Source organism: Pelagibius sp. 7325 (assembly GCF_037652055.1).
Taxonomy (GTDB): domain Bacteria; phylum Pseudomonadota; class Alphaproteobacteria; order Kiloniellales; family Kiloniellaceae; genus Pelagibius.
In genome coordinates this window covers 57,674-72,929 of the sequence record NZ_JBBKAH010000007.1, presented here as the reverse complement: position 1 = coordinate 72,929, position 15,256 = coordinate 57,674, and the positions used below count along the sequence as shown (strand labels likewise).

Sequence of the window (15,256 nt, the reverse complement as noted above, 5' to 3'; positions counted from 1 at the left end):
TCAGGCGGAGAAGCGCGCGGTCGATCAAGCCGCGCGACCTTCTCTTGCCAGCTACCGTGCCGCTTGCCTGCGGTGCAGATCGATGCCGAGTTCGTCGGCGGCCGCCTGTTCGCGGCGCGACTGCTTCAGCGCCTCGCGGCGCTGGTGATTGCCGTGCGCCGTCTCGTACTTCTTGAATTCCTGGAATGCCTGGGTGATCTCCTCGCGCGCCGCAGCGATGGAGCGGTCGATCTCGACGATGGAGTTCTCGATCTTGCGGCGGCGGTCAATAGTCGCCTTGATAAAGGCGGGCAACGAAATACTGGTGATATCCGAGCGCTCCGCGGCAGCCTGTTCGCGCGCGAGCTCGGCCTCCAAGGATTCGATGTTCATGATCATCTTCGCCCGGAATCGCTCAAGCTCCGCAAGCTTCTGACGTTTCTCGTCCAGGGTCCAGCGGTGCAGACGCACCAATTGATCAAGAGCAGTCACTGTACATCAACTCCCAACAAAAACGGCCTTCCCATCGCGCCAGGCCGAGAGGCCCGGCGCACCCGGCTTCCATTTCCTAACTCGACTTAGCGACCCATCGGGCTGGCCTGGCGCAGATTCAGCGCCTCGGCCATGCGCGCGCGGCGCTTGCTGAAATCCTTCTGCGCCGGCGCGGCGGCCGCTACCTGCTGGCCGGCAGCGGCGTCCCCGGCGCCGGCCTCTGCAGCCTGGTCCGCCGCCGCCTGCTCAGCCGCTGATTCCTGGGCCGGGTCGGGCAGTCCGAGCAGAGCGGCGAGCTGGCTGTAGCCGGCCGCCAAGGTGCTCTGCTCGTCCTTGCGCTGGTCGAGCAGCTGCTCCAGGCCATCGTAGTAATAGATCGCTTCGTCGACCGCCGGGTCGCTGCCTTGCTTGTAGGCACCGATGCGGATCAGCTCAGCCATGTTCTCGTAGGTGGCGAGCAGGCCGCGGGCGCGGTCGACCAGGCGATTCTCCGCCGCGCCGTTGCAGGCCGGCATGGTGCGTGAGACGCTGCGCAGCACGTTGATGGCAGGATAGCGGTTGCGCTCGGCGACCTGGCGCTCCAGCACGATATGGCCGTCCAGAATGCCGCGCACCGCGTCGGCGACGGGCTCGTTATGGTCGTCGCCTTCCACCAGTACGGTGAAGAGTCCGGTGATCGAGCCCTCGTCGATGCCGGGCCCGGCGCGCTCCAGCAGGCGCGGCAACTCGGCAAAGACCGACGGCGTGTAGCCCTTGCTCGCCGGCGGCTCGCCGGCCGACAGGCCGATCTCGCGCAACGCCATGGCGAAGCGGGTGACGGAATCCATCAGGCACAGCACGTCGCTGCCCTGGTCGCGGAAGTATTCGCTGAGCGCCAGCGTCAGATAGGCCGCCTGGCGACGCATCAGCGGCGGTTCGTCGGAGGTGGCGACGACGACGACCGAACGGGCGAGGCCCTCGGGACCGAGATCGTCCTCCAGCCACTCCTGCACCTCGCGGCCGCGCTCGCCGATCAGGCCGATGACGTTGACGTCGGCCTCGGCATAGCGCGCCAGCATCGACAGCAGCACGGACTTGCCGACGCCGGAGCCGGCGAAGATGCCCATGCGCTGCCCGCGGCAGCAGGACAGGAAGGTGTTGATGGCACGCACGCCCAGATCGATCTTGCCGCCGACGCGCTTGCGGCTGTGCGCGGGCGGCGGCGAGGCGCGCAGCGGAAAGGCCAGCTTGCCGTCGGGCAGCGGCCCCTTGCCGTCGATCGGTTCGCCGAGGGCGTTCACCACACGGCCCAGCCAGGCGGCGCTCGGACGCACCAGCGGCTCACTTTCCATCACCTCGGCCTTGCAGCCGAGACCGACGCCTTCGAGCGATCCGAACGGCAGCAGCAGCGCGCGGCGATGACGAAATCCGATGACCTCGCAGATGACCCGGTGGCTTTCCTGCGGGGACCGGCCCTGCGCATAGATGGCGCAGCGCGAGCCGATCGACAATGCCTGTTCGAGGCCCGCGACCTCAACCAGCATGCCGAGTACGCCGGCGACACGGCCGTACAGGCGGTAATCCGCCAGTTGCCCTATTTCCTTAACGAAGGTGGAAGCGACCATCCGTGGTGTTGCCGCAAGGCCCCCCTGACCTGATGACATTGACCTCAAAGCGCAGTCTCCGCCATCCGGCTTAAGGTTGGGTAAAATTGAGAAATCAGGGCGCTACGAGGGGGCCCAAACTACCGGCACACCAATAATTCAACATAATTAACGCTGGTAAGAATTTATTAACATTGCTTTGGCAAATTGGTTAATAATCCAATCCCAGGGGCACTATACAGGCACTAGGTCACCACCATGAGAGTTCTGCTTGTCGAGGACGATACCGCCACAGCCCAGGGCATCGAGATGATGCTCCGTTCGGAAGGCTATGTGTGCGACACCACCGATATGGGCGAAGATGGCCTTGAGATCGGTAAACTCTACGATTACGACATCATCATTCTGGATCTTATGCTGCCCGACATGGACGGCTACGAGGTCCTGCGGCGCCTCCGAGCCGCCCGGGTCAAAACCCCGATCCTGATCCTCTCGGGCCTCAGCGGCCTGGACGACAAGATCAAGGGCCTGGGTGTCGGCGCCGACGACTACCTGACCAAGCCCTTCGACAAACGCGAGCTGGTCGCCCGTATCCAGGCGATCGTGCGGCGTTCCAAGGGCCATTCGGATTCGGTGATCAGCACCGGCAAGCTGACGGTCAATCTCGATACCCGCACCGTCGAGGTCGAGGGCCAGCCCCTCCACCTTACCGGCAAGGAGTACGGGATCCTCGAACTGCTGTCGCTGCGCAAGGGCACCACGCTGACCAAGGAGATGTTCCTCAATCATCTCTATGGCGGCATGGACGAGCCGGAACTGAAGATCATCGACGTTTTCGTCTGCAAGCTTCGCAAGAAGCTGGCCAATGCTACCGGCGGGGACAACTACATCGAAACCGTTTGGGGCCGCGGCTACGTGCTGCGCGACCCGGTGAGCGCGGACGGTGCAGCCCCGACCAAGCACGCGGCCCACGGCTGACAGGGGACCGGTAGCTGACCTGGGATGCCTGATCTGAGATCGGCTTCCCGGCTCCGGTCCCGCCAGCGCCGCACCCCAGGGTGCTGAGTTCCTGCCCTGCGGCGTGATGCCGGAAGCCGGGCGCCAGACTGAAAAGATCCGACCAAAGAAAAGGCCGCTGTCCCCTCTCTGGGACAGCGGCCTTTTTCTTGGCCTCGTCGGCGCGGCCGCGGAGACTCAGCCGACCTGGCGGCTCAGCCCGCCTTTCTGTTCAGGGACGATCCGCCGGTGGTCAGGCGATAGACACCGCGCTGGCCCGGAACCACCTCGAAGGAGTCCGAGATGCCCAGCACCGTCTCGGCGCCACCCAGATAGAGAAATCCGTCGGCCGGCATGATCTGGGCGACGCGCGCCAGCACCTGGCCCTTGGTCTGCTGGTCGAAATAGATCAGCACGTTGCGGCAGAACACCACATCGAAACTGCCCAGCGCCGAGGGGTTGTCCAGCAGATTGAAGGACTTGTAGGTGACCATGCGGCGGATCTCTTCGCTGATGCGCCACTTCTCACCCTCCTGGGAGAAGTACTTCATCAGCAAGGTGATCGGCAGGCCGCGCTGCACCTCGAACTGCGAGTAGAGGCCTTCCTTGGCCTTGTTCAGGATCTCGGAAGACAGGTCGGTGGCGACGATCTCGATCCGCCAGCCCGCCAGGCGCGCCGCCTCCTCCTTCAGGATCATGGCAAGGGTATAGGGCTCCTGGCCGCTCGAGCAGGCCGCGCTCCAGATGCGGATCTGCTTGCGCGCGGCGCGCGCCTCCAGCATATGCGGCAGCACGATGTCCTTGAACTGATCGAACGGCCGGTTGTCGCGGAAGAAGAACGACTCGTTGGTGGTCATCGCCTCGGTGACGTCGACCATCAGCTTCTCGTCCTTCTTGGAGCGAAGAGCGCCGATCAAAGCGTCGATGCCGTCAAGGTCCCACCGGCGGGCGACAGGATTCAGGCGGCTCTCGAGAAGATAGGCCTTTTCCTGCGTGATCACCAAGCCGGACCGCTGGTACAGCAACTGCGCGATATACTCGAAATCATTCACATTCATGCCGCTGACCTCATGACCAACTTGCGGACGCTGGGACCGATCTCCTGGATCGGCAGCACGGCCGAACACAAACCACTTGTGGCGACGGCTCCCGGCATGCCCCATACAACGCTGGTGGCTTCGTCCTGCGCGATAACGGTACCGCCGGCTTCGACGACTTCCATCGAGCCCTTCTGCCCATCCGACCCCATCCCGGTAAGGATAACGGTCAGCAGGCTGGATCCGTAAATTCTCGCCAGGCTGCGCAGCATCGGATCGACCGACGGCCGGCAGAAGTTCTCCGGCGGGTTCTGATTCAGGCGAACCACCGTGCTGGCGCCCTGGCTCTCAACAATCATGTGATAATTGCCCGGCGCCAGATAAATGCGCCCCGCGTGAACCACCTCGCCATCCTTGCCTTCGGCGCAGGGCACGCCCGTGGCGCGCTCGATATGCTCCGCCAGAAGGGTCGTGAAGGTGGCCGGCATGTGCTGCGTGATCAGGATCGGCAGCTTCACGCGGGCGGCCATATCGCGCAGCACTTCGAGCAGAGCCTGCGGCCCGCCCGTCGAACTGCCGATCGCGATAATGCGCGGCAGCGCGGCCGAGGCCTTGCGCAGGGTAATGGTTCGCTTGGGCGCAAGATTGACCGGCGGCAACGGCCTGCGGCTGTCGAGGCTGCGCGGCCGTGTGGAAGCCGGTCGGTTGGGGCGCGACGCCTTGGCGAGGGCCTTGACCTTGTCCAGCAGCTCGCGCTGAAAAACGTCGGCAGAAGTCAGCTCGCTGGACGAGCTCGGCTTCGGAATATAGTCGGCCGCGCCGGCCTGCAGCGCCCGCAGGCTCACCTCCGCGTTCTTGCGGGTCAGCGTCGAGGCCATGATGACCTGGAGGCCCTGCTGCGCGGCGAGCAGCTTCGGCAGCGCCGTCAGGCCGTCCATCACCGGCATCTCGATATCGAGGATGACCACCTCGATATCGTGACGCTCCAGCGCCTTTATCGCGAGTTCGCCGTTACTGACGGAGGCAACGACCTGGACGGCCGGATCCTTCTCCAGCGAGCGCGTGAGCAGCCCGCGAATGACCGCCGAATCATCGACGACCATGACCCGGTAGGGCTCGCCTGCACTTCCGTCGGTGCCGCCGGAGGCGGACTTAGGGTCTGGCATCAGATAAGACCCACCTGGACGAACTTCGACTCGATGATGTCGCTGTCGAAGGGCTTCATGATGTATTCGTTGGCGCCGGCCGCGATAGCCGTCTTGATGTGTTCCATGTCGTTCTCGGTGGTGCAGAAAACGACAACCGGCTGAGCGACGTTCTGCATCGCCCGCAGTTCCTGCAGGAACTCAAGGCCGTTCTTCACCGGCATGTTCCAGTCGAGCAGTACCGCATCCGGCATGCTGCGCTGGCAGGCTTCGATCGCCTTCTGGCCATCTTCGGCTTCATCGGTCGCGAAGCTCAGCCCCTCAAGGATCTTGCGCGCGACCATGCGCACCACCTTCGAATCATCGACGATCAGACAAGACTTCATTTTCTAGCTCCAGCTTACATCCCGGCGGCACCGGCCTTTGGTGTACCTTTCATCGGCCTGGCGGGTCGGGTTGCCCTCATGCTTGGGGCCGCTTCATGCGGCCTGGACGCGGTCGTAGTCCAACAGCTTGTTCACGTCGAGGACGACCAGCAGCTTGTCATCAAGCCTGTAGATCCCCTTCGAATAGTCACGGAACTTGGGCTCGAGGGTCGGCGGATTGCGCTCCCAATCGGAGCCCTTCAGCGCCAGCACCTCGCCGACGGAGTCGACCATCAGGCTGTACAGCTCCCCGTCGTGCTCGGCCACGATGCTCATGGTGGTCGTCTGCTCGCGCGGCCGCAGGCCGAGACGCAGACGCACATCCATCGCCGTGACGATGCGGCCGCGCAGGTTCAGAGAACCGGCAATCTCGGGCGGCGCCAGAGGAATGCGCGTGATGTTGTGGGAGCTGAGTACGTCCTGGACCTTCAACACCGGAATACCGAACAGCTGGTCGGCAATGATGAAGGTGACGAAGTCCTCAGTATCCGCGACCGTCTCGGCCGCAGGCGCGCGGTCGCTCGCGCCGTCGTGCTTCGCCTTACTCATGCCGCACCTCTCAGTTCAGCCAGGGTATCGTGTAGGGTGTTCAACAGCGCATCGCGGTCGGTCTTGGCGACATAGTCCCTGAAGCCCGCCTCACGGCCACGCGCCAGATCCTTCGGGTTCGAGAATGCGGACAGCGCGACGATCGGCGTGTTCGACCAGCGCGAGTCCTTGGTGACCTTGCTGGCGAACTCGAAACCGTTCATGCCCGGCATCTCGATGTCGGAGATGATGACGTCGAAGTCCTCACCGGCGTCACAGAGATCAAGGGCGGCATCGGCCGAGTCGACGCAGACCACCTCGTATCCGGCGACCGTCAGCAGCGGCTGCAGCAGATTGCGGAAGAACGGGCTGTCGTCGACCACCAGCAGACGGCGGCCGCTCTTGTCGCCGTCCATGCTGTCGCGGTCGGACACGAACCAGTCATGGAAGGCCTGCGTGAGGAAGTAGCCGGCATCGATGATGTCGGTCGCCTTGCCACCGATCACCGCGGTGCCGACGTAGCCTTCACGCTCCGACGACAGCTCGATGTTCATGCGGCCCTCGACGATGTCGACGATCTCCTTGACCACCAGGCCCATGGTACGGTGACGGTCGGCGAAGACCAGGACCGGCTGACGGCCTTCCGTCTCCAGACGCTGGCCCGGCTCCATCATGACCAGCGGCATAAGCTGGCCGCGGTACTGCACCACGTACTGGTTGTTCGAGAACTCGACCTGCTTGAGGTCGATTTCCTCGAGGCGCGCGACCAGTGCCAGCGGCACGGCCTTGGGCGTGTCGTCGACAGCATGGAAGATGAGCATCGCGACGTTGTCGGCGCTGCTGGAGCTGTGGCGACCCTTGCCGTCGGCCTCGCTGCTCTCGGCCACGGAGATCTCGCCGGTTGCAGCGGCAATCCCATTGGGATCGAGGATCATCACGACACTGCCGTCGCCCAGGATGGTGTTGCCGGAGAACAGCTGGAGGTTCCGCAGGATCGGAGCCACCGGCTTGACAACGATTTCCTCGGTGTCGAAGACGCGGTCGACGATGATGCCCATGGAGTAGGTGCCGATCTGGGCAACGACGATGAAGACTTCCTTGTCGTCGGCACCCTTTGCCGGCACGGCTGTCGCGGCAGCCGCCGGCGCGGCATCCTGAGCCACGGCCTCATCGGCCGGCTTGGCCTTGGTCACCTTGGCATCCTTCGCCACTTCGGCTTTCTTGCCGGACTTGGCCGCCTTGGCATCCTTCTGGGCCTTCTTGCTGCTGATGCTGGGCTCGTCCAGCTTGAGCAGGTGGCGCAGGTGGACCAGCGGCAGCAGGCGATTGCGCAGGCGCAGCACCGGGGTGCCGTTGATACGCTCGATGGTGTGCTCGGTATGAGCCGAAGCACGCACCAGCTCGACCACTGAAAGCTGCGGAATGGCGAAGCGCTCGCCGGCGCACTCGACGATGAGGGCCGAGACGATCGCCAGGGTCAGCGGAATCTTGATCACGAACTTGGTGCCGCGGCCCTCCACCGAGGTCAGCTCGATGGTGCCGCCGATCTTTTCGATGTTCGTTCGCACAACGTCCATGCCGACGCCGCGGCCGGAGACCGAGGTCACCGCCGCCGCCGTCGAGAAGCCGGCCTTGAAGATGAACTGCTGGACCTGCTGCTCGCTCATCTGCTCCAGTTCGGACTCGCTGGCGATGCCGTTGTCGATGCACTTCTGCTTGATCTTGGCCACCGACAGGCCTTTGCCGTCGTCGGCGATCTCGATGATGATGTGACCGCCCTCGTGGAAGGCATTCAGCATCACCGACCCGATTTCCGGCTTGCCGGCCGCCAGGCGTTCGGCGGGCGTCTCCAGGCCGTGGTCGGCGGAGTTGCGCACCATGTGGGTGAGCGGATCCTTGATCAGCTCCAGCACCTGGCGGTCGAGCTCGGTCTCCGCGCCCTTCATCACCAGGTCGATTTTCTTGTCGAGTTCCTGACCGAGGTCACGAACGATGCGCGGCAGCTTGGCCCAGGCATTGCCGATCGGCTGCATGCGCGTGGCCATCACGCCTTCCTGCAGCTCGGAGACGACATGGTTGAGGCGCTGCAGCGGCGCCGCGAATTCGCTCTCGCTCTGGCCACGCAGGATCTGCAGCAGCTGGTTGCGCGTCAGCACCAGCTCGGAGACCATGGTCATCAGGTTTTCGAGCACGTCCACGTTGACGCGCAGCGACTGATTGGCGACCGAGCCTTCCTTCTTGGCACCGCCGTCGGCGTCCGCAACGGGCTGAGCCTTCTTCGGCTCGGCCTTCTTCGCGGCCGCTTCCTTCTTCGGCGCAGCCGCCTTGGCGGGCGCGGGTGCGGCGGCGGGCTCCGGCTTGTCGTCCGCGGCAGCAGCCTCCTGGGCAGCTTCCTGGGCAGCCTTTTCGGCAGCCAGCTCTGCCGGACCCTTGGCGTTCTGGAAGGCCAGCTCGAGTTCGTCGAGGGGCGTCTGGCCGGCGTCTTCCTCGGCCGGCGCCTCGGCGGCGGCTTCTTCGACCGGGGCGTCGGCAGCGGCGGCAGACGCGGCGACGCCATTGCCATCGGCAAAGGCGTTGAGGCGGGCGATCAGATCGGTATCTTCTCCCTCCGGCTCCGCCTCGGTGGCTTCCAGCTGCTCCAGCAGAGCGCGGATGCTGTCGAGGCATTCGAGGATCAGCGTGACCGCGACCGGGGTTACCACCAGTTCGCCGTCACGGACCTTCCCCAGCACGTTCTCGCCCGCATGCGCAACGCTTTCCAGGCGCGGCAGTCCGAGGAAGCCGCAAGTCCCCTTGATGGTGTGCATCAGGCGGAAAATATTCCCGAGCAGTTCCTTGTCATTGGGGTTCTGCTCAAGCTGAACCAACTCCACGTCGAGCTCTGCAAGGCTCTCGTTGGTCTCGGTCAGAAATTCGCTTAGAAGATCATCCATCGCCACAGTCCTAACTTTGCCGGCTGTCAGGCCCAAGCCCCGGGCCCAAGCCTTGGGCCGAAGTCTCAGGCCGAAGTCTCAGGCCAGATACGGGGCGCTCAGCGCTGTTAACCAATGCCCCTGAAATACCGCCGAACAGTGCCAAACATAGATTAAGAAGCCCTTACCTAACTGCCGGTAACGGCAGGGGAATCGGTGCTTAAAGAGGATTTGACACAAAGCTAAAGGGCGGCAATCACAGGCAATTTAGACCGGCCACAGAAGCCGAACGCGCGCGCGAATCTGAACGCTACGACTAGACGGAGCGTGCCGGCGAAACACCCGATTGGGGCGGGCCGCCCGCCCGCTTCGGCAACCGCCACGGACGACTCTGGGGCAGCGGCAGGACGCCCCCGGGACCCGCCCTCCCTTGCCGCGGGGGCGCAGATATGAGACAGGACCAGACATGAGCCAGAGCGGGCGAGACACGGCGAATCCCAAAAGAGCGCGGCGGTAGCGGCAATGGCCAGCGATTCCTCTCTCCTGCGGCCAGCGTCGCCGACCGGGGCCCGCCCCTCCCCGCCCAGCACCGCCCGAAGGCGGCGCTGGGGCGGCCTCGCCTGGCTGTCGGTGACCGTCGCCGGCCTGTTTCTGATCCCCGTCGTCAGCGTGTTGTGGAGCCTGACCGAGAGCGGCGACGGCACCTGGGATCACCTCGTCTCGACGGTGCTGCCCCGCTATCTGCTGAACACCGCGGTACTGGTGGCCGGGGTCGGCGTCGGCGTCCCGGTGATCGGCGCCGGCACCGCCTGGCTGGTGACCATGTGCCGCTTTCCCGGCCGGCGCTATTTCGAATGGGCGCTGATCCTGCCCCTGGCGGTGCCGGCCTACGTGATGGCCTATGCCTACACCGACTTCCTGCAGCCGGCAGGGCCGGTACAGAGCCTGCTGCGCGAGGTCACCGGGCTGACCTACCAGGAATACTGGTTCCCCGAGATCCGCTCTCTCGGCGGCGCCGTGGCGATGCTGGTGCTGGTGCTCTACCCCTATGCCTACATGCTGTCGCGCACGGCCTTCCTCGACCAGTCGGTCTGCGCGCTGGACGTGAGCCGCACCCTCGGCTGCGGGCCCTGGGCGAGCTTCTTCCGGGTCGCCCTGCCGCTGGCCCGCCCGGCCATCATCGCCGGCACCGCGCTGGCCCTGATGGAGACCCTGGCCGACTTCGGCACCGTCTCGTTCTTCGGCGTGCAGAACTTTACCACCGGCATCGTCAGAGCCTGGATCGCCTTCGGGGATCGCACCACGGCGGGGCAGCTTTCCTCGATCCTGCTGATCTTCGTCTTCGCGGTCCTCTGGCTGGAGAACCACAGCCGCGGCCAGGCCCGCTTCCACCAGGCGACCAACGTCTACCAGAAGCTGCCGGGGCAGCGGCTGCGCGGGCCGGCCGCGGCCGCCGCCTTCCTGGCCTGCTTCCTGCCCCTGCTGCTCGGCTTCCTGCTGCCGGCGGGCGTCCTGCTGTCCATGGCGGTCGCCGCCGGCGACCAGCAGTTCGGCGCGCGCTATGTGGAACTGGTCGTCAACAGCGTGCTGCTGGCGGCGATAACCGCCCTCCTGGCCGTCGGCCTCGCCGCCCTGATGGCCTATGGCCGCCGCCTGCAGGGGACACCCGCGGTGCAGATTGCCAACCGCCTGGCGGCCATGGGCTACGCCATTCCCGGCACCATCATCGCGGTCGGCGTGCTGGTGCCCTTCGCGGCCTTCGACAATGCGCTCGACGCCTGGCTGCGCGCCAGCTTCGGCGTCTCCAGCGGCCTGCTGCTGACCGGCAGCATCGCCGCGCTGGTCTTCGCCTACCTGGTGCGCTTCCTGGCCGTATCGCTGAACACGGTAGAGTCGGGGCTGGGCAAGATCCGCCCGTCGATGGACGACGCGGCCCGCGCCCTCGGTGCCCGTCCTCTCGGCATGCTGGCGCGGGTCCACGCGCCGATGATGGCCTCCAGCCTGCTGACCGCGGGCCTTGTTGTTTTCGTCGACGTCATGAAGGAACTGCCGGCGACCCTGGTCATGCGGCCCTTCAACTTCGACACCTTGGCGGTCCAGGCCCATAACTTCGCGGCCGACGAACGTCTGACCCAGGCGGCGACACCGGCGCTGACCATCGTCGCCGTCGGCATCCCGCCGGTCATCCTGCTGAGCCGGGCGATCGCCCGTGGCCGGCCCGGACGCCGCAAGGGTTAGCACGCCGCTGAAAAGGCCCGAGAAGCCTTCGTCAGCATCCTGCCAATCCAGCAAAAACAAAGGGCCCCGCGAAGGGGCCCTTTGCCGTTCACCGCCGGAGCCCGAGCCCCGGAACGCAAACCCTGTCGCGGCGGCTCAGTTCCAGCCGACGCTGTCGAAGACCCGCTGCGCAACGGGCTGATTGCTGCCGTAAACAGAGACGTTCACCGGGTCGACCTTGAAGTCGGTGCCCAGCTCCTTGACCGCCGCAGTGGTCTCGACACCCGGGATAACCGGGTATTCGTTGTTGCCTTCGGCGAAGTAGCGCTGTGCCTCGGGGCTGGCGAGATACTCAAGGAACTTCACCGCCGCTTCCTTGTGCGGGGCGTTCTTCAGCACGCCGGCGCCGGACACGTTCACGTGGGTCCCACGACCGTCCTGATCGGGAAACACCCAGCCGACTTTCTCCACCAGCGCCTTCTGTTCCGGATCGGTCATCAGCCGCGCGAAGTAGTAGCTGTTGGCCACCGCGATCTCGCACTCGCCGGCACCGATGCCCTTGATCTGATCGGTATCGCCGCCGACGGGGTTGCGCGCCATGTTGCCGACCACCCCTTCGGCCCACTCCTTGGCGCCCGCTTCTCCATGGGCCTCGATGAGCGCGCTCAGCAGCGACTGGTTATAGACGTTGGAGCTGCTGCGGATACAGACCTTGCCCTTCCATTTCGGATCGGCGAGATCCTCGTAGTCCTTGATCTCACCCGGCTGGATCTTGCTCTTGTCATAGTAGATGAGCCGCGCGCGGGTCGAGAAACCATACCAAAGCCCGTCCGGATGACGGAGGTTCTCCGGGATCGCCTTGTCGAGCACTTCGGACTCGACCGGCTGGAACAGGCCGGCCTCCTCCGCGCGCCACAACCGTCCCGCGTCGACCGTGATGAAAACGTCGGCCGGGCTGTTCGCACCCTCGCTCTTGATGCGCTCGATGAGAGCGTCACTTTCGCCCTCGATGCGGTTGATCTCGATGCCGGTCTGTTCCGTGAAACCGGCATAGAGGGCGTCATCTGTCTGATAGTGGCGCGCCGAATAGAGGTTCAGCACCTCCTGCGCCTGGGCCGGCAGCCCGCTTGCCAGAACAGCGACAGTGATCACGGTCCCGAAGACCATGCGCCGGCTAAAATGCATCCGTTTTCTCCCTGGTTTACCGCCCGGCGCGCCGGCTTGGCGGCGCCGACGGCCTTGTCGCGACGTGAGCGTTTCCGCCCGCAATGACTGCGGACACAGTTAATGAAAATCATTCTCATCTGTCAAGCGGGACAGAACAAATACTGGCCTGTTTAACCAACCAAAAAATGGCGGATTTCTGCAATTCTACCAGGACGATGGCCGTTATTTCCCGGAGCGGTTTCGCCCGTAAGCAGAATGGCATTGCGGACGCCGCAATCAAGTCGCGTAGAAGTAACCCTAAATTAAAACAACTTCGCTAATGAGGTCGACACAACGGAAAGGCGTGCGCAGCAGCGAGCGTCTGTTTGAGGAAATCTATTGGAGCCAAGATGATGTCTTCGACCAACCTTCTGAAGGGTATCGTTACCGGCATCGCCGGCACGCTGTTCGCTACGGCCGCCTGGGCCAGTGATGCGCATGTCGCGCCGATGACCGAGTTCGCCAAGTCGACGGTGAAGCAGTGGGTCTCCGACCCCGCCGTGATCGAGGCCGTGAAGGCGCAGAACGCCAAGCATGCCGGCCTGGCCCAGGCCGATATCGACAAGATGGACAAGGACTGGCGCGCCCAGACCGACGCCGGCAGCAAGCCGATGATCGACGCCGTGCTCGGCAACGCCCTGTCCAACTATCTGCGCGGCAAGCAGGACGCCAGCCAGGGCCTGGTCACCGAAGTGTTCGTGATGGACAACCTCGGCCTGAACGTCGGCCAGAGCGACGTCACCTCCGACTACTGGCAGGGTGACGAGGCCAAGTGGCAGAAGACCTACCAGGCGGGCCCGGACGCGATCTTCGTCGATGAGGTGGAGATGGACGAGTCGACCCAGACCTTCCAGTCGCAGCTGTCCATGTCGATCGTCGATCCGGCGACCGGCGAGGTCATCGGTGCGATCACCGTCGGCGTCAATATCGACGCTCTGTAAGCGGCCGCTAGGTCATTCACTACCTGGCGTCCGAAGAGATTATCCGTCCAGGCAACCTGCAGTTTGAGGGGGTGGATTCAATGAGCAAGACTCAGAAACCACAGTCAGTCAAAGCGCCCAAGAACGGTCATTCCGGGCTTAGCCTGGGCGGATTTTCTCGTCTGTCCGTGGCTCGCAAGGTCATCCTGACCGCAGCGACCATGGCAACCCTGATCCTGGTCGCCCTGGTGGCGATCGGCATCAACCAGACCAGCAAGCTGGCTCTGGCAACCGGCGAGGCGGGTTTCGACACCATGACCCGCCTGATCGCCAACAACGCCGCCGGCGGCATCCGCTGGAACAAGCCGGACGCCATCGAGACGGCCTATATCGACTTCGCCACGGCCCCCGATACCGTCATCGCCAGCGTCGTGACACTGGACAAGGACGGCAATGAGCTGACGCGTTTCACCCACAAGACGCTGGCGCAGGCCGACCTCACGGACTTCATCGCGAAGACCACGGGTTCGGAAAAGCGGCACGTCGCGGAGCTACCGAACCATATCCTGGTCTCCAGCCCCGCTCTCAATCCTAAGGACGGCACCTTCATCGGCACGGTGATCATCGCCTGGTCGGTCGAGGACCTGAACGGCGAGATCAGTTCCGCCGCCATCCAGCAGGGCATCATCTCGGTCGTCGCCCTGGTCATGCTGATCCTCGCGCTGGGCTTCGTGACCAGCCGACTGATCGGCAAGCCGCTGGCCATGATGACCACGACCATGGGCAAGCTGGCCGACGGCGACACCACGGTCGAGGTCCCGGCGATGGACCGCCGCGACGACATCGGCGCCATGGCGCGCACGGTCGAAACCTTCAAGACCAACGCCATCGAACTGGAGCGCTCGACCGCCGCCCGCGAGGCCGAAAAGGCCAAGGCGGAGGAAGAGAAGCGCAAGGCGATGCACAAACTGGCCGACGATTTCGAGTCCAGCGTGCGCGGCGTCGTGGACAGCGTCACCGCGGCCTCCGGGCAGGTGCAGACGACCGCGCAGTCGATGTCGCAGACCGCCGAGCACACCAGCACGAAGACTTCCGCCGTGGCGACCGCCACCGACCAGGCGGCCAACAACGTGCAGACCGTCGCCTCGGCGGCCGAGGAGCTGACCGCCTCGATCCAGGAGATCAGCCGCCAGGTCGCGCAGTCGACCAAGATCGCCAGCAGCGCGGCCGATCAGGCCCGCACGACCAACAGCGAGGTCGAGGCCCTGGCCGAAGCCGCCCAGCGCATCGGCGATGTGGTGACCATGATCCAGGACATCGCCGAGCAGACCAACCTGCTGGCGCTCAACGCCACCATCGAGGCGGCGCGCGCCGGCGAAGCCGGCAAGGGCTTTGCCGTGGTGGCCAGCGAGGTGAAGAACCTCGCCACCCAGACGGCCAAGGCGACCGGGGACATCAGCCAGCAGATCGCGGGCATCCAGAACGCGACGGGCAGCGCCGTGCAGGCCATCGCGCAGATCACCTCGACCATCGAGGAGGTCCACAGCATCGCCAACGGCATCGCCGCGGCGGTCGAAGAGCAGAGCTCCGCGACGCAGGAGATCTCGCGCAACGTGCAGGAGGCCTCGGCCAGCACGAGCGAAGTTTCAACCAACATCGGCGAGGTGACCTCGGCGGCGGCCAAGTCCGGCGAGTCTGCCCGCACCATGCTGACGGCGGCCAACGAGCTGGCCGAGCAGTCGAAGGCGCTGAGCGGCCAGGTCGACAACTTCCTGTCCAGCATCCGCGCGGGCTGACCCCTTCCCCACGGGGGAAA

At 64.8% G+C, this 15,256-nt stretch carries 12 protein-coding genes; 4 read left to right on the top strand and 8 right to left on the bottom strand.

What is annotated here, in order from left to right; genetic code table 11:
* Positions 1 to 51: 51 nt before the first annotated feature.
* Positions 52 to 450: a flagellar FliJ family protein gene (locus tag WDC82_RS17145; RefSeq protein WP_340118588.1), complete on the bottom strand. Its 399-nt coding sequence runs from the start codon at positions 448 to 450 to the stop codon at positions 52 to 54.
* A gap of 107 nt (positions 451 to 557) precedes the next feature.
* Positions 558 to 2,075, bottom strand: a complete 1,518-nt coding sequence (gene fliI, locus WDC82_RS17140) for a flagellar protein export ATPase FliI (RefSeq protein WP_340118587.1) — start codon at positions 2,073 to 2,075, stop codon at positions 558 to 560.
* 237 nt (positions 2,076 to 2,312) lie between these two features.
* Here fliI and ctrA point away from each other — a divergent pair, with 237 nt between their 5' ends.
* Positions 2,313 to 3,032: a response regulator transcription factor CtrA gene (gene ctrA / locus WDC82_RS17135; protein ID WP_340118586.1), complete on the top strand. Its 720-nt coding sequence runs from the start codon at positions 2,313 to 2,315 to the stop codon at positions 3,030 to 3,032.
* Positions 3,033 to 3,265: 233 nt separating this feature from the next.
* Here the strand turns inward: ctrA and WDC82_RS17130 are convergent, their stop codons facing one another.
* From WDC82_RS17130 to WDC82_RS17110, 5 genes are all read right to left on the bottom strand, one after another.
* Positions 3,266 to 4,108, bottom strand: coding sequence for a protein-glutamate O-methyltransferase CheR (locus tag WDC82_RS17130; RefSeq protein WP_340118585.1), 843 nt, complete (start codon positions 4,106 to 4,108; stop codon positions 3,266 to 3,268).
* Positions 4,105 to 5,253 carry a chemotaxis response regulator protein-glutamate methylesterase gene (locus tag WDC82_RS17125; protein ID WP_340118584.1) on the bottom strand — a complete coding sequence of 383 codons (1,149 nt, stop codon included), beginning with the start codon at positions 5,251 to 5,253 and terminating at the stop codon, positions 4,105 to 4,107. Before WDC82_RS17125 ends, WDC82_RS17130 begins: the two co-directional genes overlap by 4 nt.
* Positions 5,253 to 5,618: a response regulator gene (locus WDC82_RS17120; RefSeq protein WP_340118583.1), complete on the bottom strand. Its 366-nt coding sequence runs from the start codon at positions 5,616 to 5,618 to the stop codon at positions 5,253 to 5,255. Before WDC82_RS17120 ends, WDC82_RS17125 begins: the two co-directional genes overlap by 1 nt.
* A 93-nt stretch (positions 5,619 to 5,711) precedes the next feature.
* Positions 5,712 to 6,206, bottom strand: coding sequence for a chemotaxis protein CheW (locus WDC82_RS17115; RefSeq protein WP_340118582.1), 495 nt, complete (start codon positions 6,204 to 6,206; stop codon positions 5,712 to 5,714).
* Positions 6,203 to 9,118 (bottom strand): chemotaxis protein CheW, encoded by a 2,916-nt coding sequence (locus WDC82_RS17110; RefSeq protein ID WP_340118581.1) that lies wholly within the window; start codon positions 9,116 to 9,118, stop codon positions 6,203 to 6,205. The genes WDC82_RS17115 and WDC82_RS17110 overlap by 4 nt, the downstream gene beginning before the upstream one ends.
* A gap of 501 nt (positions 9,119 to 9,619) precedes the next feature.
* Here WDC82_RS17110 and WDC82_RS17105 point away from each other — a divergent pair.
* The gene (locus WDC82_RS17105; protein WP_340118579.1) at positions 9,620 to 11,335 is read left to right on the top strand and encodes an iron ABC transporter permease; all 1,716 of its coding nucleotides are present in this window, start codon (positions 9,620 to 9,622) and stop codon (positions 11,333 to 11,335) included.
* Between the two features lie 135 nt (positions 11,336 to 11,470).
* Here WDC82_RS17105 and WDC82_RS17100 read toward each other — a convergent pair whose 3' ends face one another.
* Positions 11,471 to 12,499, bottom strand: a complete 1,029-nt coding sequence (locus WDC82_RS17100; RefSeq protein ID WP_340118578.1) for a Fe(3+) ABC transporter substrate-binding protein — start codon at positions 12,497 to 12,499, stop codon at positions 11,471 to 11,473.
* A 374-nt stretch (positions 12,500 to 12,873) separates the two neighbouring features.
* Here WDC82_RS17100 and WDC82_RS17095 point away from each other — a divergent pair, with 374 nt between their 5' ends.
* Both WDC82_RS17095 and WDC82_RS17090 read left to right on the top strand, forming a co-directional pair.
* Positions 12,874 to 13,461, top strand: a complete 588-nt coding sequence (locus WDC82_RS17095; RefSeq protein WP_340118576.1) for a hypothetical protein — start codon at positions 12,874 to 12,876, stop codon at positions 13,459 to 13,461.
* Positions 13,462 to 13,628: 167 nt separating this feature from the next.
* Positions 13,629 to 15,236 carry a methyl-accepting chemotaxis protein gene (locus WDC82_RS17090; protein WP_340118575.1) on the top strand — a complete coding sequence of 536 codons (1,608 nt, stop codon included), beginning with the start codon at positions 13,629 to 13,631 and terminating at the stop codon, positions 15,234 to 15,236.
* Positions 15,237 to 15,256: the final 20 nt, after the last annotated feature.

Coding starts and splice junctions, on each gene's coding strand:
- fliI (WP_340118587.1), bottom strand. CDS start 2,075: ATGGTCGCTTCCACCTTCGTTAAGGAAATAGGGCAACTGGCGGATTAC.
- ctrA (WP_340118586.1), top strand. CDS start 2,313: ATGAGAGTTCTGCTTGTCGAGGACGATACCGCCACAGCCCAGGGCATC.
- WDC82_RS17130 (WP_340118585.1), bottom strand. CDS start 4,108: ATGAATGTGAATGATTTCGAGTATATCGCGCAGTTGCTGTACCAGCGG.
- WDC82_RS17125 (WP_340118584.1), bottom strand. CDS start 5,253: ATGCCAGACCCTAAGTCCGCCTCCGGCGGCACCGACGGAAGTGCAGGC.
- WDC82_RS17120 (WP_340118583.1), bottom strand. CDS start 5,618: ATGAAGTCTTGTCTGATCGTCGATGATTCGAAGGTGGTGCGCATGGTC.
- WDC82_RS17115 (WP_340118582.1), bottom strand. CDS start 6,206: ATGAGTAAGGCGAAGCACGACGGCGCGAGCGACCGCGCGCCTGCGGCC.
- WDC82_RS17110 (WP_340118581.1), bottom strand. CDS start 9,118: ATGGATGATCTTCTAAGCGAATTTCTGACCGAGACCAACGAGAGCCTT.
- WDC82_RS17105 (WP_340118579.1), top strand. CDS start 9,620: ATGGCCAGCGATTCCTCTCTCCTGCGGCCAGCGTCGCCGACCGGGGCC.
- WDC82_RS17100 (WP_340118578.1), bottom strand. CDS start 12,499: ATGCATTTTAGCCGGCGCATGGTCTTCGGGACCGTGATCACTGTCGCT.
- WDC82_RS17095 (WP_340118576.1), top strand. CDS start 12,874: ATGTCTTCGACCAACCTTCTGAAGGGTATCGTTACCGGCATCGCCGGC.